The sequence below is a fragment of the Prevotella melaninogenica genome (genome assembly GCF_018128065.1).
In the GTDB taxonomy this organism is placed as follows: domain Bacteria; phylum Bacteroidota; class Bacteroidia; order Bacteroidales; family Bacteroidaceae; genus Prevotella.
The window spans coordinates 252,501-273,954 of record NZ_CP072360.1 but is presented as its reverse complement, the minus strand read 5'-3'; the positions used below and the strand labels follow the sequence as shown (position 1 = coordinate 273,954).

At 40.1% G+C, this 21,454-nt stretch carries 16 protein-coding genes and 1 rRNA gene (1 of these 17 running past the window's edge); 8 read left to right on the top strand and 9 right to left on the bottom strand.

The window, feature by feature from the left end:
* Positions 1-3: 3 nt before the first annotated feature.
* The 4 genes from J5A56_RS07060 to J5A56_RS07045 form a co-directional block, all read right to left on the bottom strand.
* Positions 4-2,526 (bottom strand): ribonucleoside-diphosphate reductase subunit alpha, encoded by a 2,523-nt coding sequence (locus J5A56_RS07060; protein ID WP_021671454.1) that lies wholly within the window; start codon positions 2,524-2,526, stop codon positions 4-6.
* A gap of 999 nt (positions 2,527-3,525) precedes the next feature.
* Complete coding sequence (gene rnc / locus J5A56_RS07055) at positions 3,526-4,596, bottom strand: ribonuclease III (RefSeq protein WP_021671495.1); 1,071 nt, start codon at positions 4,594-4,596, stop codon at positions 3,526-3,528.
* Positions 4,586-5,848: a beta-ketoacyl-ACP synthase II gene (gene fabF, locus J5A56_RS07050; protein WP_021671496.1), complete on the bottom strand. Its 1,263-nt coding sequence runs from the start codon at positions 5,846-5,848 to the stop codon at positions 4,586-4,588. Before fabF ends, rnc begins: the two co-directional genes overlap by 11 nt.
* An 86-nt stretch (positions 5,849-5,934) precedes the next feature.
* Entirely contained in the window at positions 5,935-6,171 is a 237-nt protein-coding gene (locus tag J5A56_RS07045; protein WP_004358972.1) for an acyl carrier protein, read from the bottom strand.
* A gap of 1,011 nt (positions 6,172-7,182) precedes the next feature.
* On the opposite strand from J5A56_RS07045, the gene J5A56_RS07040 reads away from it, so the two are divergent.
* From J5A56_RS07040 to J5A56_RS07025, 4 genes are all read left to right on the top strand, one after another.
* Positions 7,183-7,788, top strand: a complete 606-nt coding sequence (locus J5A56_RS07040) for a DUF4254 domain-containing protein (protein ID WP_036919445.1) — start codon at positions 7,183-7,185, stop codon at positions 7,786-7,788.
* Between the two features lie 165 nt (positions 7,789-7,953).
* The gene (locus tag J5A56_RS07035) at positions 7,954-9,003 is read left to right on the top strand and encodes a glycosyltransferase family 9 protein (RefSeq protein ID WP_021671498.1); all 1,050 of its coding nucleotides are present in this window, start codon (positions 7,954-7,956) and stop codon (positions 9,001-9,003) included.
* Positions 9,004-9,062: 59 nt separating this feature from the next.
* Positions 9,063-9,683, top strand: coding sequence for a hypothetical protein (locus J5A56_RS07030; RefSeq protein ID WP_021671499.1), 621 nt, complete (start codon positions 9,063-9,065; stop codon positions 9,681-9,683).
* Between the two features lie 915 nt (positions 9,684-10,598).
* Positions 10,599-11,285: a hypothetical protein gene (locus J5A56_RS07025; RefSeq protein ID WP_021671500.1), complete on the top strand. Its 687-nt coding sequence runs from the start codon at positions 10,599-10,601 to the stop codon at positions 11,283-11,285.
* Between the two features lie 118 nt (positions 11,286-11,403).
* On the opposite strand, the gene J5A56_RS07020 is transcribed toward J5A56_RS07025, so the two are convergent.
* On the bottom strand, positions 11,404-13,071 hold the full coding sequence (locus J5A56_RS07020) for a nucleoside kinase (RefSeq protein WP_021671501.1): 1,668 nt from the start codon (positions 13,069-13,071) through the stop codon (positions 11,404-11,406).
* Positions 13,072-13,184: 113 nt separating this feature from the next.
* On the opposite strand from J5A56_RS07020, the gene J5A56_RS07015 reads away from it, so the two are divergent.
* Complete coding sequence (locus J5A56_RS07015; RefSeq protein WP_021671502.1) at positions 13,185-14,894, top strand: Na/Pi cotransporter family protein; 1,710 nt, start codon at positions 13,185-13,187, stop codon at positions 14,892-14,894.
* Between the two features lie 312 nt (positions 14,895-15,206).
* Here the strand turns inward: J5A56_RS07015 and J5A56_RS07010 are convergent, their stop codons facing one another.
* A complete protein-coding gene (locus tag J5A56_RS07010) occupies positions 15,207-15,686 on the bottom strand; it encodes an Lrp/AsnC family transcriptional regulator (RefSeq protein ID WP_021671503.1) in 480 nt (159 codons plus the stop codon).
* 159 nt (positions 15,687-15,845) lie between these two features.
* Between J5A56_RS07010 and J5A56_RS07005 the strand changes: the two genes are divergently transcribed.
* Positions 15,846-17,117 carry an O-acetylhomoserine aminocarboxypropyltransferase/cysteine synthase family protein gene (locus tag J5A56_RS07005; protein WP_021671504.1) on the top strand — a complete coding sequence of 424 codons (1,272 nt, stop codon included), beginning with the start codon at positions 15,846-15,848 and terminating at the stop codon, positions 17,115-17,117.
* A 176-nt stretch (positions 17,118-17,293) separates the two neighbouring features.
* Here the strand turns inward: J5A56_RS07005 and J5A56_RS13485 are convergent, their stop codons facing one another.
* Both J5A56_RS13485 and J5A56_RS07000 read right to left on the bottom strand, forming a co-directional pair.
* A complete protein-coding gene (locus tag J5A56_RS13485; RefSeq protein ID WP_249112154.1) occupies positions 17,294-17,455 on the bottom strand; it encodes a hypothetical protein in 162 nt (53 codons plus the stop codon).
* A complete protein-coding gene (locus J5A56_RS07000; protein ID WP_249112150.1) occupies positions 17,452-18,237 on the bottom strand; it encodes a Gfo/Idh/MocA family protein in 786 nt (261 codons plus the stop codon). Before J5A56_RS07000 ends, J5A56_RS13485 begins: the two co-directional genes overlap by 4 nt.
* 161 nt (positions 18,238-18,398) lie before the next feature.
* On the opposite strand from J5A56_RS07000, the gene J5A56_RS06995 reads away from it, so the two are divergent.
* Entirely contained in the window at positions 18,399-19,325 is a 927-nt protein-coding gene (locus J5A56_RS06995; RefSeq protein WP_021671506.1) for a DUF3298 and DUF4163 domain-containing protein, read from the top strand.
* A gap of 98 nt (positions 19,326-19,423) precedes the next feature.
* Here J5A56_RS06995 and J5A56_RS06990 read toward each other — a convergent pair whose 3' ends face one another.
* Positions 19,424-20,116, bottom strand: coding sequence for an alpha/beta hydrolase (locus J5A56_RS06990; RefSeq protein ID WP_021671507.1), 693 nt, complete (start codon positions 20,114-20,116; stop codon positions 19,424-19,426).
* A gap of 472 nt (positions 20,117-20,588) precedes the next feature.
* Here J5A56_RS06990 and J5A56_RS06985 point away from each other — a divergent pair.
* Positions 20,589-21,454: ribosomal RNA gene (locus tag J5A56_RS06985) — 16S ribosomal RNA — on the top strand (it continues 665 nt past the right edge of the window).

Genomic DNA, 21,454 nt, shown 5'->3' with positions numbered 1-21,454 from the left:
TTATTATGATGAGCAGCTCTCACACTCTTCCACCTCTAATGACTTACTACGGACATAGTAGATAGTCTTAACACCATCTTTCCAAGCAAGTAAGTAAAGGTCGAGTATCTGGCGCATTGTGAAGTCATTGGTGATATAGAGGTTCATACTCTGTGCCTGGTCGATATGACGCTGACGTACACCAGAAGCACGAACACTCCATTTTTGGTTGATAAGATAAGCACTCTTATACATCCAGTAGGTCTCATCTGAAAGCTCAGGAGCAACACGTGGAAGCATACTTCCCTTCTTCTCTTCTAAGAAGAAACGCTTCATAATTGGGTCTAAGCCGGCTGTTGTACCTGCAATAATACTTGTACTGCTGGTTGGAGCGACAGCAAGAAGATAAGCATTACGCATACCCTGCAATGCAACTGTCTTACGAACATCCTGCCATTCAGCACTGTCATAACCACGCTTATCAAAGTAAGCGCCTGTTTGCCAGTCACTTCCTTCAAAGAACTGATAGCTTCCCTTCTCCTTAGCAAGGTTTGAACTGGCAAGAATAGCTGCTCGGTTGATAGTCTCAAACACCTTATCCATAAACTGCAGATGCTCCTCACTCTCCCACTTGATGCGACGTTTAGCAAGAGCATGGTGATAACCACTAATACCCAAGCCAATTGAACGATAACGCTGGTTGGTAAGTTGTGCGTAAGGAACAGGGTAGAAGTTGAGGTTGATAACGTTGTCAAGTGCACGAACAACTGTTGCAACCTTTTCTTTCATCTTCTTCTCGTCCTCCAATGGAAGTCTACCAAGTGACAAACTTGCCAAGTTACATACTACAAACTCACCCGGACGAGTTGTTGTAACAACAACAGTATCACCATCCTTTGTCTCTACTTCCTTCGATACAGTCTCAATTGGAGCCATGTTCTGAGCAATCTCCGTACAAAGATTAGAGCAGTAAATCATACCCTTATGTCCGTTTGGATTAGCTCTGTTCACCGTGTCACGGTTGAAGGTAAATGGTGTTCCAGTCTCAACAGCAGAACGAAGAACAAGACGAACGATATCCTTAATACTGATTACACGGCGTGAAAGGCGCTGATCATTAATGCAGTCAAGATATTTACGTTCCCACTCTTCGCCATAATAATCCTCAAGACAATAACCCTTGATACGCATAATCTCGTTAGGACAGAAGAGCGACCAGTTCTGATTCATGTCTTCCTCTGCCATTTTCCAGAAAAGATCAGGATAACAGATAGCTGGGAAAATATCGTGAGCCTTCATACGATCGTCACCGTTGTTGGTACGAAGTTGTAAGAATTCTGGTAGATCTTTATGCCATACATCTAAGTAAACGGCTACAGCACCTTGGCGCATTCCTAACTGATCAACAGCAACAGCAGTGTCATTAACGAGTCGCATCCAGCGGATTACACCACCTGCTACACCCTTGAAACCACGGATATTACCACCCGTAGCACGTACCTTACCAAAGTACATACCCATACCACCGCCAAACTTGCTCACCTGTGAGAAGTTATCTAAGCTACGATAGATACCATCCAAACTATCTGGTACGGTGTCAATAAAGCAACTTGAAAGCTGATGACTTGGCTTACGAGAATTAGAAAGGGTAGGGGTTGCCATCGTTACTTCTAACTTACTAAGCAAGTCATAGATACGACGTACCCACATAAGTCGACTATCCTTCTGCTCTGGCATAGCAAGATGAAGCGCAATACCAAGGAACATTTCTTGTACACGTTCAATCACTTTACCAGAGTAATTCTTTATAACATAACGCTTTAGAAGTAGATCAAGACCTGAATAATTAAGGAGCTTATTGCGTTCAGGATCAATGAAGGTAGCAGCCTCGTTGATTTCTTCTTCGCTATAGTTCTGAAGAATATAATCACCATAAAGTCCTTCTTCGGTCATATATTTAAGCTTACGATAGAAGGTCTTGAGTCCCAACTCTTCCTCCAAACGGGTGATTTTCTTCTCAGAACGATAAGAAAGAATACGTGCTGAAATCATCTCCCATGCTGGAGCCTCAGGTGTTGTCAACTCCACAGCAGCCTTGATAAGTGCTTCAATAGCATCCTTCTGTGACATACCGGGTTTGGTGAAGCTGGCAAACTTCTCCTGAAGTGTCACCATACTATAAGAACGCTCGCGGTATTCTCGGGCTACACTGTGCAACACATCAGCCAACTCACGATCGTCAGCTGACCACGCAATGTAGTTGATAGCTTGTCGTTGCTCATTACGCTGATAGCGGAAGAGGATATAATTCTTCGCTTCATCGTAATGACCATGTGCCATAAGGCACTTCTCCACTCGGTTCTGGATATCCTCCACAGTGCGTAGTTCGGGATTGTCAGTGATGAACTGCTCTACTTCACTAACCATTCCAGCTATCTCACTGTCTGAAACTTCCTTCCCAGTGCTAATAAAACTCTTTTTAATGGCTATTGAAATCTTTTTGTTATTGTAGACTTCTACTTCTCCATTACGTTTCGTTATATTCATTACTTGTAATATATAGTTTTCCTTTTTATTATACTTTAACCCTCTATTGAGATTTCCTTATTTACATATAAGTAACTAATTATTAGTTATTTATGTCTTATAACAGGTTTTCGTATGGACAAAGTTAAGAAAAAAAAGTGATATCATTGTTATCCAAAATGGAATATTTTTAGAAGTTTATCACTTTCGATTATTATCCAAAAAAGTAAAAATAAAGTAGACTTTCCTGTCACTATCGTCACCCATTATTCTTATTTAACTGATAGGTTTATAATGAGTTTATACAAATTTTAAAATGACAGCCATTAATAATATTCTCTGGCTCTATAACGAATCGTTTGGATTGTTTGCCCCGATTAGAATAATATCTGTTGTACTTATAGAAAGAATTGATTTGTTCAGTTTAGTTTTAGCGTTTTACACTTTAATACTTTAGCCAAGGGAAAAGGATGTTTTAAGGTCTTATTTCATACAATGTTTGTGAATGTTTACCATCATTTGCTGCGGTGCTGATACTCTGCACATGTTGTGCTGATGCTTAGCACATATGGTGCGGAAGGTTAACACCACATGTGCGGAGGGTTAAATTCACTATGATATATGGATGACAGGGGATGAATTGTGAGCAAAATGTTGTAATACTAAGAATAAACAGGAGGTGTGTAGAAGCTTGTTTAGCTCAAACACCTTTATACTTTGTAGATTAATTCGTCTTCATCTGTTCAGCCATAAAGCCATTAAACATAGGAACGCTGGCAAGGAAAAAACTATTTACCCACACGATTCGTTATAGAACTATTCCTCTTCTCGTAAATATGTCGTAGAATGTAGATTAGAGTTCTAACATATTAAGTACTTGATTATAGGATTAATAGAGGCTTAATATATGATAAGAAAACAGCCAAAAGATAACAGGCGTTTACAGAAGATAGTGAACGAAAGGATGTATTTATCACTTACCATCGGCTGTAAACGCCTGTTATTTTTGTTTTTGTCCTGCTATTTATCCTCATCAAACGCTTCTGCCTCAGCAGCTGCGATGATGGATTCACGGTCAATAGGTTTTAAATGAGAGATATCAGAGAGGTCAAAATCCTCATTGTCTTCCTTTCGTTCTGATGCTACAGAAGATTCATTTTGTGCTTCTATCTTTTCATCAGCGGCTGATGATTTCTCATCAAAAACTTCTGTTTGGAAAGGATTCTCATGCTTTTCAGCCTTTGGTTCAGAACCTTCAATGAAGTTCATGTCCTGTGTCGTTTCAGGAACATTGAGCACTGGTTCCTCTTCCATCTTTGTACGGTTTGCTTTGGCAGCGAATACCTCATCTATAAACTGAGGTTCACGACGCAGACGTTGAAGCGTAAGTTTAGAAGCTTCTTGCTGACTCTCTTTCTTTGAATAACCATGCCCCTCACCGCATGGAATACCCTCTATAATCACCTGAAAATGGAAGGTAGGACTACCTTGCTGGTCTTTTTGGTTTTCAATCAGCTTGAACTCCATCTTCACCTTGTTCTTTTGGCTCCATTCGATGAGCTTTGACTTGAAGTTCACCTCCTTGTAAGCAACCTTGTCAATATTGATAAGCTTCCCAAGAACTTGTTGCTTCATGAACTTCATACAAGCATTGTAGCCATGGTCAAGGTAGAGAGCGCCTACAAGTGCCTCAAAAGCATTACCACCCAAATAGCTGTTATGCGAAGACGTATGCCCGTTAGAGAGAATCAATTGTCCGATTCCCATCTCTTTTGCCAGACGATTTAGCGTATCGCGTTGTACTATCTTTGAACGGGTGTTCGTCAGGAAACCTTCACGCTTACCTGGGAAATGCTCATAAACAATGTCACCAACAATGGCATCAAGAATAGCATCACCCAAAAACTCAAGGCGTTCATTGTTAACTGGTTTACCCTTTGCGTTACGATGTGCTACGCTCTTGTGCAAGAGTGCAGTCTTATAATAACTGATATCGTGTGGGATAATGCCAATAATTTGGTACAAAGACAAATAAAGCTCCTTCTCCGTGCGGAAAGGGAGCTTTATTCTATCAATTATATTATTCAGCATACTTCTTGAATACAACACAAGCATTGTGACCACCGAAACCGAAGGTGTTGCTAAGTGCAGCACGTACCTCACGTTTCTGTGCCTTGTTGAACGTAAAGTTCAAGTTGTAATCCAATTCAGGATCCTTATCATCTTCCTCATGGTTGATAGTTGGAGGAACGATATCTTCCTTCACAGACATGACACAAGCCAAAGCCTCTACAGCACCAGCTGCACCGAGGAGGTGACCTGTCATACTCTTTGTAGAAGAGATATTCAACTTGTAAGCAGCATCACCAAACAAAGCCTTGATAGCCTTTGCCTCAGAGAGGTCACCAACAGGAGTTGATGTACCGTGAACATTGATATAGTCAATATCCTCTGGCTTCAAACCAGCATCCTCAAGTGCTGCCTTCATAACGAGTTTAGCACCGAGACCCTCTGGGTGAGAAGCAGTAATATGATGAGCGTCAGCTGACTCACCTTCACCAACCATCTCTGCGTAAATCTTAGCACCACGAGCCTTTGCATGCTCTAACTCCTCAAGGATAAGACAACCAGCACCCTCACCCATTACGAAGCCATCGCGACTTGCTGAGAATGGACGTGAAGCATGTTCTGGGTCATCGTTGCGTGTAGAAAGTGCATGCATAGCATTGAAACCACCTACACCACAAGCGCAGATTGCTGCCTCAGCACCACCACTAACAATAACATCAGCCTTACCAAGACGAATCTGGTTGAATGCTGAAGCCAAAGCGTTGCTTGATGAAGCACAAGCAGATGTTGTTGTATAGTTAGGACCGTGGAATCCATACAGAATACTAATCTGTCCAGAAGCGATATCTGCAATCATCTTCGGAATGAAGAAAGGATTGAACTTAGGACCATTCTCAGGATGCTGAGCGTAATAAGTCACCTCATCCTCAAAAGTTTTGATACCACCAATACCTACACCGTAAATAACACCGACACGGTTCTTATCAAGCTTCTCCATGTCAAAGTTAGCGTCTTTAACACCCTGAATGGCACTAATCATAGCCAACTGAGTGTAACGATCAAGCTTACGAGACTCCTTACGGTCAATGTAATCATTGATGTTAAGGTCTTTTACCTCACAAGCAAACTTTGTCTTGAAAAGGCTTGTATCGAAATGTGTAATAGGAGCAGCACCACTCTTACCTGCCAGCATGTTCTGCCAGGTCTCCTCTGGAGTGTTACCCAATGGAGTAACGGCGCCAAGACCTGTTACAACTACTCTTTTTAATTCCATGCGTGAAATATAAATTAAAAAAGTAAAGTAAAAAAAAGCCAAGCAAAGACGTACGCTTTGCTTGGTACTTTTATCTTGAGTAAACCTTACTTAGCGTTCTCCTCAATGTAAGAGATAGCATCGCCTACTGTAGAGATCTTCTCAGCCTTATCGTCTGGAATAGAAATACCGAACTCCTTCTCGAACTCCATGATGAGCTCTACAGTGTCCAAAGAGTCAGCACCAAGGTCGTTTGTGAAACTTGCCTCTGGCTTTACCTCAGCCTCATCAACGCCGAGCTTCTCTACGATAATAGCCTTTACTTTTGATTCAATTTCTGACATAATTGTAAGTTTTAAAATGTTTAATATTGATTTCCAAATTCAAAATGCGGTTGCAAAGGAAATGTTTTTTTTCCATGTGTGCAAGTTTTTTGATTAAAAAAGCACTCTTCGTTGCACAAACTATATATCTTTGTGCATAAATTTTGCCATTTTGTCACTTAATTATACGAAAAATCAAACAATTATATCTGATTATTCAAAACTTTATTTATGCCACTGATTGAAATTAAACTGATTTAATAAACTACCACACCTTATTATTAAGACGAAAATACAATAACGTTGTTTGTTATCACTCATCAAACGCATTCTATCCGCCACAATGTAACACCTTAATAGTTGTTTTCACTTTGATTGTAATAGGTTCTTTACATGGATATAAACCATCCGCACCATCCGTGCTAAGCGTTCGCACCAATGGTGTTCAGCATCTGCACTATACGTGCTGTCCCCTCCGTACGTAAATTAGTGAGGGTAAAAGGTTGATTATAGCTCATTCGTAAAATACGGAGGAATAGCATATATTAACTAAGAAATATCATTAGTATGGAGGAAACTATATCACTCCATATTTAGAAAAAACAAGAAATAAATGGAATTCAATCGTAGATAGTCAGTGGGACAAAATAATTTTCCTGTCACTCCTGTCAGGGTTTATAAACTTATAAACAATTAGTTTACAAATAGTTAATACTAACTGTTAAAATGACAGCAAACAAAATATAAACTTATAGTGTAGCTATGTGTTATATTTAGAAAGGTCTTATAAGAGCATGAAATCCACTTAGAGGGGTATTTCTTATCGGTATGTTATCAATCTTTGTTACTTGATGTAGTTCACTACGCCTGCGAATAAAGACAGACAATCTGCTCAATAATAAAACAAAATAGTTTTAGGCTCTAATGAACGATTTGGTTTTAAGTGATAAACAATGAAAAACAAGAGCTTTTATTTTGTCCTTTAAGGAATTTACTATATATTTGCAAAATAAACAGAAAAATAAAAATCGAATGTCATTTACAAAACATTGTAACGAGATTTTCAATCAGGCTATCCGTGATTACCATATTACGGACAATGTAGACACGCCTATTAATAACCCTTACGACAGAGATTCCATTGAAAACCGTCTCTATCTGAAATGCTGGATTGACACAGTTCAATGGCATTTTGAGGATCTTATCCGTGACCCACATATCAATCCTGAGGAAGGAATGAGCCTCAAGCATCGTATTGACCGCTCTAATCAGGATCGTACTGACCTCGTTGAGCAGATTGATTCATATTTCCGTCAACTCTACTCTGACGTTACGCCGCTCCCTGATGCGACTATCAATACCGAGAGTCCAGCATGGGCTGTTGACCGTTTGTCAATCCTTGCATTGAAAATTTACCACATGAAAGAGCAAACTGAGCGCACGGATGCTTCAGCTGAACATATTGAGAAATGTAAGTCTAAGCTGAATATCCTCCTTGAACAACAAAAGGATCTTAGTCTTGCCATTGACCAATTGCTTGACGACATTCAGCATGGTCGCAAGTATATGAAGGTTTATCGTCAGATGAAGATGTACAACGACCCTGCAACCAATCCGATTCTTTATAATAAGAAATAAAATAATCCCCCTCCCGCTTTTCAAAGGGAGGGGTGCAATTACTCGATAAGAGTAAATTTGAACGAGCTTTATTAGTTATCAGATAAGTCATCTTATTGCTTATCCCTACTAATTATAGCAATCCTCTCTATTTATTATCCTTTGCTTCTTTATGTTTGTTAGCCAATGAAAACTCCACATATTCTTATTATAAGATTCTCTGCTATGGGCGATATTGCCATGACAGTCCCTATTGTTTACTCGCTTGCTAAACAGTATCCTGATATAAGAATCAGTGTGCTTTCTCGTCCTTTTGCACAGCCATTCTTCGAGCATTTAGCACCAAATGTCGAATTTATGGCTGCTGACTTGAAAGGAGAATATAAAGGTTTTAGAGGACTTAATACGCTTTATCGGCGTTTAGTTGCAAAACAATTCACTGCTGTAGCTGATTTTCATAATGTGCTACGTACACGTATTCTCCGTCTTCGTTTCCTCCTTGGTGGCTATTCCGTAGCACATATCAACAAACATAAACAGGGGAAGAAACGCTTATGCCAAACTGAAAACAAAGTATTCATACAACAGCCTACCTCCTTCCAAAACTATGCTGATGTACTCGAAGCATTGGGCTATCCTATTAAACCTGACTTTACGAGTATCTTTCCAGCTGAAGGTGGCGACCTACAGAGTCTCCCTAATACGATAGGTATAAAACAACCAGAGGAATGTTGGATAGGTATAGCACCCTTTGCAGCCCATGCAGGTAAGATGTATCCACTGCAAAGGATGGAACGAGTGGTGCGTAAACTGACCGAGAAACATTCTTCTTGGCGTATCTTTCTCTTCGGTGGTGGTAAACATGAGATAGAAGTGTTGAACCAATGGGCAACACAGTATACGCAATGTCTATGTGTTGCCAATGTACTGAAAGGACTCGAAAAGGAACTTATTCTTATGAGTCATCTCGACACTATGCTGTCAATGGATAGTGCTAACATGCACCTTGCTTCCCTTACTAACACTCGTGTTGTAAGCGTATGGGGTGCAACTCATCCTTATTGTGGCTTCATGGGTTGGCATCAAAAGGAAGAAGATGCCGTACAAATCAATACGCTCTCTTGCCGTCCTTGCTCTGTCTTTGGCAATAAACCTTGCCATCGTGGCGACTTTGCTTGTATGAATAATATCCTTCCTGAAGAGATTATTCAGCGTATTGAAGAGGGATTGCTGTAGGAATAGAATATAGAAAGATTTTAAAGAATAAAGATATAAGACTTCAACATAATGAAAGTATGAAACAAACTGCACTCTTCTTCGTCTTTCTTCTTACCCTCCTATCCTCCTGTTGTAATAAGACTTGTCAAAAAACAACAGAAAGTAATGCATTAGACAGTTTGGTTCTTGTAGACACCACAGAGATGAAATCAGCCTTTTTGGGATGCATTCATCGTTTTATTAAGCAATATCCTAAGGATAGTACGTTTATTCTTAAATGTGGATATGGATACGAAGACCATGGTGTTTATACAAATGGTGTCTATATCAACAGTGACGTTTTTGTTATCCATCCTGCTTATTATGACGCGTTTATGGGTGGAGAATGGTCTGTTGATGATATCTATCCTACGCATTATTTCAAGATTGACAACCGCATCGTCTTCCTCTGCTCACGTTCAGATTCCTTTATGAAGCAGGAGAAATACCGGAAAGCCTACCATCAGATAGTGTCTGATAGACTACGTGTACGCTATGATGGTTTAGCTTTTATCCTTGTTGAACACAATGACAATAAGGCTACTTTACTGTCAAGTGATGAAATAAGAAAGCGAAAGATTAGCCCTATCAGTGCTTTCAGAAAAGCTGTCAAATTCATAGCTCCGAAGATTGCTGATGAAGAAGGAGAAAACGAATAACTTTATCAAGCTGTATGATAAGGTGATTTTATGATACGGAAACAGCAACTATAAACACAATAAAAGGGCTCTTCCGGAATTTGGAGTGATGCGATGATGTCCTTTATGCCACTTGTTAGTAAAGAAAATTTGTAAATAGTTCATTATAAGCGTTTTGTAGCGTGTATAACCCATGTGATACAACAACAACTTTCGTAACCTTTAAATTAGTACTTTGTATTCTTTAATATCAGTAAACAAAGGGATATAAAAGTATATAAATTATAAATGTTATTGATAATCAGATATTAAACACTATCACTCCAAATTCCTGAAGACCCATAATTCTTTTCATGAAAATAAATTCTTCTTCTCGTGAAAATATTTTCTTTTTTGTATGAAAGTAAATCAGTAAAGATTAGTTTCTAAGTTTTAGAGTTTGGTTTTTACCTTTTTATTCCTTTGCTTTTTGCATTTTAAAACTGAGTAAAGTTACCTTGTTTTGCAGTTTATTATATTCGTTATAATGAACATAATGTCTCCTTTTTTGTCATCTTTAGAGGTACTGTTGTTATACCGCACGTGTCGTGTTGATGGTTAGCACGAATGGTGTTGTTGGTTCGCACGAATGGTGCGGATGGCTAAACACCTCGCAATAGGCTATTAATGTGGAATTAATTTAATGTCAGAAAAGAGTTGTATTACGTAAAAGTAACTAACATTATTTGGTTAGAGGAGGTTTGTTTTATCAAAGGTAATACCATAGAGGTAACTACAAAGATGCAGCAATAGAGCTATTCTTTTTCACTTTTATTGGATAGCAATATTATAAAAAAAGATTTGCAAAACTTTAGAAGTTTCTTTCTCTGTTTCACATTTGTTGTATATCTTTGTATTGTTAACGAAAGAACTCTAACTAAAACAATAAAATGAGTTATGAAAAAGATTAATGTAATCATGTTGATGATGCTAATGTTGTTGATTGGCATCGTCTCAGTAAGTGCTAAGAAAAAGGAATTCAAACCTTTACCATGCGTCCTTACGCTCAAAGATGGTAGCAAAGTGTCAGGTTATTTGGTTGATGTAAAGAATGCAAAGGTTATGGCAAGTGTTTATGGTCAGTCCATTATTAATATGCAGACATTGTTTATCTCACCTACATCAACGGGTAAGGGAACAAAGTATGTAGCTGATGATGCAAAAGAAATGGAGTTAACAGTAGATGGGAAGCAACGTAAATACTTGTCTTTATATGCATGCAAGGTATTAACGTTACCTAAAAATTTGAAGCCAACAAATCATCGGTACTTTTGGGAATTGACTTATGAAGGGAAAGAAGTACTTGGTTTTTTATCTCCAACAGTATGGTATAGTAGTTCAGGGACAACATTTTATACTGAAGAGTCATGGGCTTATACTTATTGTCTTAAAGGTGACGAAGTTGTTGTGACTTATTATGTTCCTGAAACGGGCATACGTATGGCTGCTAAGAAAACACTTCGTATGTGTTTTGATCGTTTCCCAAAGATGGATGAGTACCTGCAGGGTGATGGATTCTCATTGAAAGACATGAAGAGACATCCTTTTGACTTGCTGAAAGTATTGGAACGTAAAATAAAGTAATAGCTTTGTCTCTTTGTTTGCTATGGTCAATGAACAATGAGAAACTGATGATAGCTAATAAAATAAAAGGTGCGCTTTTGAGAGTCAAAAGCGCACCTTTTATATGGTAGAAGCGTATCTAATACTTAAACGAACTACCTCCTAAGAACTCTCTCAGTAGGGATGTTGGAGGGAGATTGCGGAAAGGTAGTGGTGCAAAATACTTGAGGAACTTGCGCAGACGATAGGCTTCAGCATATTCCTCACAGTTCTCTGGCACTTGTTCCAACACTTCTTCCGCTTGCGTTTTAATGACGGCAAGTTCAAAGAGCATTGCCGTGTTGAACATTACATCAGCCTGTTCTTGATAAGGGAAAATCCACTTGTTCTCACCGGCACGTACACTTGGCCAGCGGTGGATTGTTTCTTGTGCAGAACAACCACGATACTTGTAATCGCGAACAATACGACGAAGTAGTCGATTGTCGGTTGTTGGGATATAGTTATGGTCGTCTAACAGGATTGTAGTGAGGGCAGATGCGTAGATTTTAAACTTCTTGTCGTCTGCAATCTGCTCTGTCAGTGCAGGGTTGAGTGCGTGAATACCTTCCACAAGTAGTATGTTATTCTCTCCAAGATGCAGTTTTTTACCGCTCTTTTCACTCATTCCGGTTTGGAAATTATACTTTGGTAATTCCACCTCTTCACCACGGAAAAGTGCATTAAACTGCTCATTGATAAGTGGAATATTCAGTGCATAGATACTCTCATAATCAAGTTCTCCATTCTCGTCTTTCGGTGTTTCCGCCCTGTTAACGAAGTAATCATCTAAGGATATCTGTACAGGTTTCACACCACTTGCTAATAGTTGGACTGAAAGGCGTTTACAGAATGTTGTCTTACCGCTCGAAGATGGTCCGGCAATGAGTACTACCTTTATCTCTTTTCGTTCAGCAATCGTATCGGCAATCTGCGATATCTTCTTTTCTTGCAGAGCCTCACTGACATTGATAAGGTCGGTTGCCAGTCCATTCTTTACCGCCTCGTTGAAGTCACCTACAGTTTTAATGCCTAAGATACTCTGCCATCTATGATGCTCCTTGAACACCTCGAACATCTTGTCTTGACGTATCAATTCACCTAATTTAGAAGGGTCTTGTACGGAAGGGATACGCAAGAGGACCCCATCAAAGTAAGGCTCCAACCCAAAGAGATGAAGTTGACTCGTGTTGGTAAGCATCGAACCATAGTAATAATCCTTATAATCGTCAAGCACATAATAGACACAATAAAGGCTACCGCTGCTTTTAAGGAGTTTAGCCTTTTGTATATCGCCTAACTCAGTGAACAGCTTAACAGCCTCCTCGGTTGTTGTTTCGTAACGCTGGATAGGCATCTTAGCGTCGATAATCTCCTGCATTCGTGTACGGATGCGGTCAACATCCTCTGTTGTAATCTCATGTCCAAGCTTCAAGTTACAGTAGTAACCATTTGAAACAGGGATGTCTATAATCACTTGACTACCCGTATAAAGGTCGTGGACAGCCTTACAGAGCACTAAGAAGAGCGAGCGGGTGTAAGTGCGAATACCTGATGGTGAAAGCAGGTTGAGGAACTCTATGTCCTTATTATGATAGACACGATAATGGAGTCCTTCCACCTTATTGTTCACTTTTGCACTCACTGGTCCGTAAGGTATTTGGAGATTAATTTCCTTATAAATGTCAGAAAGTGTACTTCCGATTGGGACTTCTTGAGTTTTTTTATTATTTTTGCAACGGATATGCAGTACTTGTCTCATAATCATTGATGGTTAAAATTATGTCAGGGAACAATATTGTCCTTGGGTAAATAGGATTGTAAAGTTAGAGAAAGTTTTGCAGATATCCAAGAAACAGACATCACAAATTAAGTTATTATATGTCGATTTGGATTTTCTTTAAGCTCATTGGAGCATTGGCATTGCTAATGTTCGGTATGAAAACTATGAGTGAGGCTCTGCAGAAAATGGCAGGTCCACAGTTGCGTCACATTCTTGGCGCAATGACTACAAACCGGTTTACTGGTATTCTTACGGGTACGTTCATCACAGCTGCTGTACAATCATCAACAGCAACGACGGTGATGACGGTTAGCTTTGTGAATGCAGGGTTGTTGACATTGCTTCAAGCCATCTCGGTTATTATGGGAGCGAACATCGGAACGACGCTAACGGCATGGATTATGTCAGCTGGTTTCTCGTTTAATATTACCGATTTCGTCTGGCCAGCATTCTTTGTTGGTATCGCACTGATTTACTCTAAGAAGCGTAAACTCATCGGTGATTTTCTCTTTGGTATCTCTTTTATGTTCCTTGGATTGGGAACTTTGCGCCAAACGGGTATTGACATGGATCTTGCACATAATCAGGCTGTACTCGACTTTTTTAGTCATTTTGACCCACAAAGCTTCGTAACAACTATTGTTTTCCTACTTATTGGTAGCGTGTTGACCATGTGTGTGCAGAGTTCTGCAGCTATCATGGCTATCACGATGATACTCTGTTCAACGGGCGTACTGCCTATTTATCAGGGTATTGCACTTGTAATGGGTGAGAATATCGGTACGACAGTAACCTCAAACCTCGCTGCTTTGACGGCTAACACGCAGGCACGTCGTGCTGCGATGGCTCACATGGTGTTCAATGTCTTTGGTGTTCTCTGGGTATTATGTGTTTTCCATCCTTTTATCAATATGGTATGCGATTGGGTGGGTTATGATGTAAATATGCCAAAAGGCGCGCCTGGTTTTGCGGCTAATGCTGCCAAACTAAGTTTTGTGCTTGCTGCTTTCCATACCACATTCAACCTTGCCAACACAGCTATCCTCGTTGGACCAATCAAGTATTTAGAGAAGCTTGTCTGCATTATTATCAAACCGAAGGCAAACAAGGACGAAGACGAGTTCCGTCTGCACTTCATTCAGACTGGTATCATGAAGACTCCAGAACTTTCTGTGCTTGAGGCTTCAAAAGAGATAAAGTCGTTTGCAGAGCGTATCCAGCGTATGTTTGGTATGGTTCGTGAGTTACTTGGTGAGAAAGATATGGATAAATTCAGCAAACTTTACAGTCGTATTGAGAAGTATGAAGGTATTTCTGATAATATGGAGATAGAGATTGCGAAGTATCTTGACCAGGTTTCTAATGCCCATCTGAGTGATGAAACTAAGGAGAAGGTACGTTCTATGCTTCGTGAAATCTCTGAGTTAGAGAGTATCGGTGATGCTTGTTATAACATTGCTCGTACCTCCAGCCGTCTCATCAATAGCAAGGAAGACTTCACGCAAGATCAGTATGACCACATGCATCAGATGTTTGAATTGACAGATGATGCTCTGACACAGATGAACCGCATTCTTGTTGGTCATCGTCAGGACAATGATGTGAATCGTTCGTTCAATATTGAGACTGAAATCAACAACTATCGTAATCAGTTGCGTTCGCAGAATATCAACGATGTGAACGACCATAAGTACACCTATGCAGTGGGAACGATGTACATGGACATCATTCAGGAGTGCGAGAAATTAGGCGACTATGTTGTCAATGTTGTTGAGGCTCGTATGGGTGTTCGACAGCAAGACGCATAAAATTTTGAGTATGATTAAACAAGATAAAGGCAGGGGCATCAATGTGTGTCCTTGCCTTTACTATATCATGACTTCCATCTCTTGAATGCTTATAGTATCACCACTTGATGGGTTCTAACATTCGGTTGCACTTTCATTAACCACATAGAGCAGTTCATTTAATCTTCAACACATTTGGTGTTCGCCATTCGCACAACATGTGTTCACCATCAACACAACATGTGCGGAGCGTCCGCACGATAACTATTAGGGGTCGAAAGACCAGTTAAGGATGTCATTGCCGATTTCGATAAGCCATTAACTCCTTAAAACTCAAAGCATAGAGATAGGAACTCCATGTGTGTTCTTTGTTTCGTCAATGATAAAGATACTATGTAAACTTCCTATACAATTAATTGTTCCAAGGGTGTTGAGCATGAATTGTTGATAGCTTTTCATGTCACGCGCATAGACTTTAATAAGGAAATCATAGTCGCCACTGGTGTTATAACATTCTGTGATTTCCTCAATACCCTGCACTACATTCATGAATTCTTGTATGAGTTCCTGAGAGTGTTGTTTGAGTCTGATATTACACATTACCATAATACCATTGCCAACCTTATGTGGATTTACAACAGCCATATATCGCTCTATAAACCCATCACGTTCCAAACGTTTTTGTCGTTCAAAGGTGGGAGAGGTTGAGAGATGGAGTTTTACAGCTAATTCTTTTACCGTTAAGTGTGAATCACGTTGCAGAATACGCAGTATCTTACGGTCTGTTTCATCTAAGTTCTCAATATTATTCATTTTGTTAGGTTCTCTTTTTGCAGAATATTATTCTGTTGAATATCGTAAATATTGGACAAAAGTAGTACATTTTTCTGAATATATCAGTATATTTTGTTAGTAAATTGTTTTGTTATAACTTTGCAATCGAATTCTATTGAGTAATAAATATATAAGGATATGAAAAGAAATCTCGAAACTATTTGTATTCATGGTGGATGGAAACCTATAAAGGGTGAACCCCAGCAGTTGCCAATTTATCAGAGTACAACATTCAAATATGAAACCAGTGAGCAGATGGCACGTTTGTTCGACTTGGAGGATAGTGGTTATTTCTATACACGTTTGGCTAACCCTACGAATGATGCTGTTGCCAAGAAGATTGCTGCCCTTGAAGGTGGCGTTGGTGCTGTGCTAACCTCTTCGGGTCAGGCTGCCAACTTCTATGCAATATTTAATCTTTGTGGAGCTGGTGACCATTTCGTGACATCCAACACTATTTATGGTGGAACATTTAATCTTTTCGGTGTAACACTGAAGAAGTTGGGTATTGAGTGTACATTCATCGATCCAGAGTGGGACGATGAAAAGATTGAGGCTGCATTTCAGCCAAATACAAAGTGTTTCTTTGGTGAGACAATATCAAATCCTGGAGGTAAGGTGTTCGATATAGAACGTTTTGCAGGAATTGCTCATAAACATGGTGTGCCACTAATAGTCGACAATACGTTTGCTACTCCAATTAATTGTCGTCCTTTTGAGTGGGGATGCGACATTGTTACCCATTCTACGACAAAGTATATGGATGGTCACGCCACGCAGGTTGGTGGTGTCGTTGTTGATTCTGGTAATTTCGATTGGGAGGAATACAGTGAGAAGTTCCAAGGATTGACCACTCCGGATGATAGTTATCATGGGCTTACCTATACTAAAGCCTTTGGTAAACTGGCATATATTACTAAGATGGTAGCTCAGTTGATGAGAGACCTTGGAAGTATACCTGCACCACAAAACTCATACTTGCTTAATATAGGTCTTGAGACTTTACACCTTCGTATGAAGCAGCACTGCTCAAATGCACAGAAGGTGGCTGAGTGGTTGGAAAAGAATGAGAAGGTGGCATGGGTGAACTATTGCGGTCTGCCTTCAAATAAGTATTATGCATTGGGGCAGAAGTATCTTCCAAATGGTTCATGTGGTGTTATTGCTTTTGGCTTGAAGGGTTCGAGAGAAGATGCTATTAAGTTTATGGATCGTCTTGATTTCGTTTCTATCGTAACGCATGTGGCTGATGCACGTACTTGTGTGCTGCATCCAGCGAGTCACACCCATCGTCAGTTGACAGATGAACAACTTCGTGAGGCTGGTATTGCACCTGACTTAATCCGCCTTTCAGTGGGTATTGAAAACGTAGAGGACATCATTGCCGATCTTGAGCAAGCATTGAAGTAATACACAATAAGGATATAAAAAAAAGATGCTCAGTTATTGAGTGTCCTTTTTGATTTTATAATTTTATAAAACATCCTTCCCTGAAGTAGTTCAACCTATTTTCCCTCTTCGGTAATTACTCCCCTCTCCTTTCGGAGAGGGGTTGGGGGTGAGGCTGTTTTGGGGTGAGGCTTTTTTTACCTTAGCACCCTCATCACTTCTACTGACCTATCCAGCCATGCCTCCATTTGTTTATAATCCTTCTTCTCCCATACATCCTTGAAGTCGATAAACTCATGGGCAAGGCGACTTTCATAGGCGTTACGACGATAACTGGTTAGCTTTTCTTGTATCATCATCTCCACACTACCAAACTCGTTAGCTGGTGTTGGGATATGTATCCATCCCTTTTCTCCTTGTATGAGGATAAAGATGGGCTACTGGAGTCCTTTGCAGCTGTACAAGTTGCGGTCAGTGTGGGGTAGGAGAGTACCATCACGCCAGACGTGTCAATACCATTGTGACCACGGTTGGCAAAATATTCAGTTGAAGTGGGTTGTCCGAATAATCCGATAACAACATTGATGTTATAGACGTTGAGGTCGTTAAGTGCGCCACCTCCTAATGCAGGATAGAATACTGGTGCAATATCTCCTTGCAGATAGCGGTCGTACTTACTTGAATATTGTGAGAAGTTGCATTGTACGAAGTGTATAGGACCAATTCGTTTCAGACTATCCTTAACCATGTGGAAGTTAGGGGTATGTAAGGGTGAGATAGCTTCAAAGAGGTATAGCTTTCGCTCTCGAGCCATTGCTGCTAATTCTTCAGCTTCGGTAACAGTTAGGGTAAAAGGCTTCTCTACAATCACGTTTCGTCCAGCTTCTAATGCTTTGCGAGTGAATTCGTAATGGGCACTGTTGACTAAGGCTATATAAACGAAATCGGCTTTGTCTTCCTTGAGTAGCTGATCATAGTTGGTATAAATTCTGTCAATATGATTCATCTTTGCAAGAAATTCGACCCTTTCCTGATTGCTATGTGAAAATATACTGGTGATTTCAATCCCTTTCACTTCTGTCTTTAGCAGCGTGATAACTTCGGTAGCTATCATCCCTGTTCCTATAATGCTAATCTTCATCTTTCCTATTGCTTTTAAGAGCATATTTTATTGACTGTTTTCAACAAGGAAGCCTATAAAATATGCTTTGTTACTTTCCTAATGTAACAAAAGTAGGTAAAGTTTTGTAAATAAAGGGGGAAATGACTATTTTTGTTGTCTTTTAACAAGCATTAGTTGATATGAATAAAAGATATTTTTTATTCCTTTTAGCATCTCTTTTGAATAGCATTATTTCTGTTGGATGCAAAAGTGAAAAGGCTTCGACAACAAAAGAGTTGGCGAACACTGTTGTTTCTCCTCTTTCCACTTCTGATTCTGTTGTGGTGGAGAAAGATGTGCCATTGGTGGTTGACTCTATCGGTAAATCTTATAGTACGAATAAGGGAACTGTTGATTTTGCTTATTCTTTTCCGAAGTCTGGTCCGCAGCCTTTGGTTGATTCGTTGCGTGCTTATCTATCGTCTGAGATGAGGAAAGTAACAGATTATGTTGTTTATGATGGTGTAAGAGCTCAATCTTACAAGAATCTTGCAGATGGTAAGGGAATGATAAACTATTATGCTAAGATTGCTTATACTAATGTGAAGCTTTATTTCGAAGAACTCGAGGATTCAAATTCGTCTTGGACGCCAGCATTTTCAAGCTATGTTATGAAGGAAAATGAAACTACTCGTTATGTTTCTTATACCTCGTCTGTTTACATATATTCTGGTGGAGCACATGGAATGTCTGGAACGTATGGGGTAACTTTTGATAAGAAGACGGGTGCTATGCTGCGTAATATCTTGAAAGTGAAGAATGTTAAGGAACTACAACCTATCCTCAGAGCTGGCGTGGAAAGCTATTTTAGAAGTTGTGAAGAGGATAATGGTACGCGTAATGTAAGTAGTCGTGTCAAAGAGGATATGGCGGAACTCTTTCTTAAGAAGGGGATTATCCCGCTGCCTGAGGATGAGGTTTATCTTTCGCCGAAAGGTGTTGTCTTTGGTTATGGACAGTATGAGATTGGTCCGTATGCGATTGGAATGCCTACCTTTACTGTCTCTTATGATAAGATAAAGAGGTTTCTTTCACCAGAAGCAAAGCACCTTGCTGGGGTTGAGTAGGCGCTTTTGTTCTGTATTAGAAGATATTCAATTGTGAAGTCAATCGAATATTTATTTGCCGACTACTTTCTCTTTGAGCAGAGTATTCGGCTTGTTTACTACTGGTTCATTAACCAAAGGAAACCTTTCGCAATTCTAATGCCGTTATCTTGGAAGTGATTTCCTGCGTTCCATTCCATTTTGCAATTGATGCCTTGCTCCGTGAATATCTGTTCTTGTCGGAGTATATCTTTACTGATAGTTGACATCAATTTTGTTTTTGTTTTCTCCTCTTTGTCGCCAAGGCTGAGATAGGCGTGTTCTACTTGCGGTTGGTGGTTTTCGGCGTATTCTAACCAACCTATATACCACGCTGAAGGTGATGCGGAAACAATTCCTCGGAATGGTACCTCGTGTTGATAGGCAGTCCATAGTGAAAAGAGTCCTGCTAATGAATATCCTCCTAAAATTGTGTTGCCTTTGTTCAATCCTAATGAATATCGCTTATTCAATGTTGGAATGAGATGCTCTATTATATATAATAAGGTGGAATGGGCACCATCACCGAATGGAATCTTACCAAAGACGGGTGGGGCTGACCATGGTGTAAGCTCGGCATTCCATTTATTGATGCGAATGGCAATATGACAGAAAGATGTCTGCGTATGCTCTTCAATATAGGTGATTTGTCGCTCTAATTCTTCTGTATCGTTGCTATCAACAGGTTGTATAATGAAAAATTTTGAGTTTTCTTCATTATGTAGAATGCAATCGTGAGTCCAAATCTTAATAATCTCTCTTGTATGTCTCATACTTTAATTTTCTTTTTTAAGGTACAAAAGTAATCATTTTTAAAGATATTAGTTGATTTGAATCAATTTTAAATAAAAAAGTTTATTTCTCTGAAAAATAATCCTTAAAACATTTGGTGGGAAAAGAAATTCTCTATACCTTTGCACTCGCTTTACAAAACCCGCCACCTGGCGCTTTGACTAAAGCGATAAAGAAAGAGTTCTTTGAAAAGATTTACATAAACAGAGAAGTAGTACAAGAAGCGTCTGTTTGATTTTATATCAAATAGATGGGTAAAAGAAACGAACCGATCAATTCCTTGTTCTTGCTTTTGAGGCACTGCCTCAAAACTTAAGTTCAAGCGAAAAGGTGCTTTTTAAACTTAAATTCTAAGGATAAGCGTTCTGAAACAGAGATTACTCGGTGACGTGTTTGGGAGTAGTGGTGTTCATCACCACCTATCACCCCTCATTCATCACCAACACATATTTTACAATGGAGAGTTTGATCCTGGCTCAGGATGAACGCTAGCTACAGGCTTAACACATGCAAGTCGAGGGGAAACGGCATTGAGTGCTTGCACTCTTTGGATGTCGACCGGCGCACGGGTGAGTAACGCGTATCCAACCTTCCCATTACTGTGGGATAACCTGCCGAAAGGCAGACTAATACCGCATGGTCTTCGATGACGGCATCAGATTTGAAGTAAAGATTTATCGGTAATGGATGGGGATGCGTCTGATTAGCTTGTTGGCGGGGTAACGGCCCACCAAGGCTACGATCAGTAGGGGTTCTGAGAGGAAGGTCCCCCACATTGGAACTGAGACACGGTCCAAACTCCTACGGGAGGCAGCAGTGAGGAATATTGGTCAATGGACGTAAGTCTGAACCAGCCAAGTAGCGTGCAGGATGACGGCCCTATGGGTTGTAAACTGCTTTTGTATGGGGATAAAGTCAGTCACGTGTGATTGTTTGCAGGTACCATACGAATAAGGACCGGCTAATTCCGTGCCAGCAGCCGCGGTAATACGGAAGGTCCAGGCGTTATCCGGATTTATTGGGTTTAAAGGGAGCGTAGGCCGGAGATTAAGTGTGTTGTGAAATGTAGACGCTCAACGTCTGACTTGCAGCGCATACTGGTTTCCTTGAGTACGCACAACGTTGGCGGAATTCGTCGTGTAGCGGTGAAATGCTTAGATATGACGAAGAACTCCGATTGCGAAGGCAGCTGACGGGAGCGCAACTGACGCTTAAGCTCGAAGGTGCGGGTATCAAACAGGATTAGATACCCTGGTAGTCCGCACAGTAAACGATGGATGCTCGCTGTTGGTACCTGGTATCAGCGGCTAAGCGAAAGC

What these genes read in the sequence shown, in the direction of transcription:
- J5A56_RS07020 (WP_021671501.1), bottom strand. Translation starts at nt 13,071, where the DNA reads ATGATTATGAGACAAGTACTGCATATCCGTTGCAAAAATAATAAAAAA.
- J5A56_RS07015 (WP_021671502.1), top strand. Translation starts at nt 13,185, where the DNA reads ATGTCGATTTGGATTTTCTTTAAGCTCATTGGAGCATTGGCATTGCTA.
- J5A56_RS07000 (WP_249112150.1), bottom strand. Translation starts at nt 18,237, where the DNA reads ATGAAGATTAGCATTATAGGAACAGGGATGATAGCTACCGAAGTTATC.
- J5A56_RS07045 (WP_004358972.1), bottom strand. Translation starts at nt 6,171, where the DNA reads ATGTCAGAAATTGAATCAAAAGTAAAGGCTATTATCGTAGAGAAGCTC.
- J5A56_RS07010 (WP_021671503.1), bottom strand. Translation starts at nt 15,686, where the DNA reads ATGAATAATATTGAGAACTTAGATGAAACAGACCGTAAGATACTGCGT.
- J5A56_RS06995 (WP_021671506.1), top strand. Translation starts at nt 18,399, where the DNA reads ATGAATAAAAGATATTTTTTATTCCTTTTAGCATCTCTTTTGAATAGC.
- J5A56_RS07005 (WP_021671504.1), top strand. Translation starts at nt 15,846, where the DNA reads ATGAAAAGAAATCTCGAAACTATTTGTATTCATGGTGGATGGAAACCT.
- J5A56_RS07060 (WP_021671454.1), bottom strand. Translation starts at nt 2,526, where the DNA reads ATGAATATAACGAAACGTAATGGAGAAGTAGAAGTCTACAATAACAAA.
- fabF (WP_021671496.1), bottom strand. Translation starts at nt 5,848, where the DNA reads ATGGAATTAAAAAGAGTAGTTGTAACAGGTCTTGGCGCCGTTACTCCA.
- J5A56_RS13485 (WP_249112154.1), bottom strand. Translation starts at nt 17,455, where the DNA reads ATGATGATACAAGAAAAGCTAACCAGTTATCGTCGTAACGCCTATGAA.
- J5A56_RS06990 (WP_021671507.1), bottom strand. Translation starts at nt 20,116, where the DNA reads ATGAGACATACAAGAGAGATTATTAAGATTTGGACTCACGATTGCATT.
- J5A56_RS07040 (WP_036919445.1), top strand. Translation starts at nt 7,183, where the DNA reads ATGTCATTTACAAAACATTGTAACGAGATTTTCAATCAGGCTATCCGT.
- J5A56_RS07025 (WP_021671500.1), top strand. Translation starts at nt 10,599, where the DNA reads ATGAAAAAGATTAATGTAATCATGTTGATGATGCTAATGTTGTTGATT.
- J5A56_RS07030 (WP_021671499.1), top strand. Translation starts at nt 9,063, where the DNA reads ATGAAACAAACTGCACTCTTCTTCGTCTTTCTTCTTACCCTCCTATCC.
- J5A56_RS07035 (WP_021671498.1), top strand. Translation starts at nt 7,954, where the DNA reads ATGAAAACTCCACATATTCTTATTATAAGATTCTCTGCTATGGGCGAT.
- rnc (WP_021671495.1), bottom strand. Translation starts at nt 4,596, where the DNA reads ATGCTGAATAATATAATTGATAGAATAAAGCTCCCTTTCCGCACGGAG.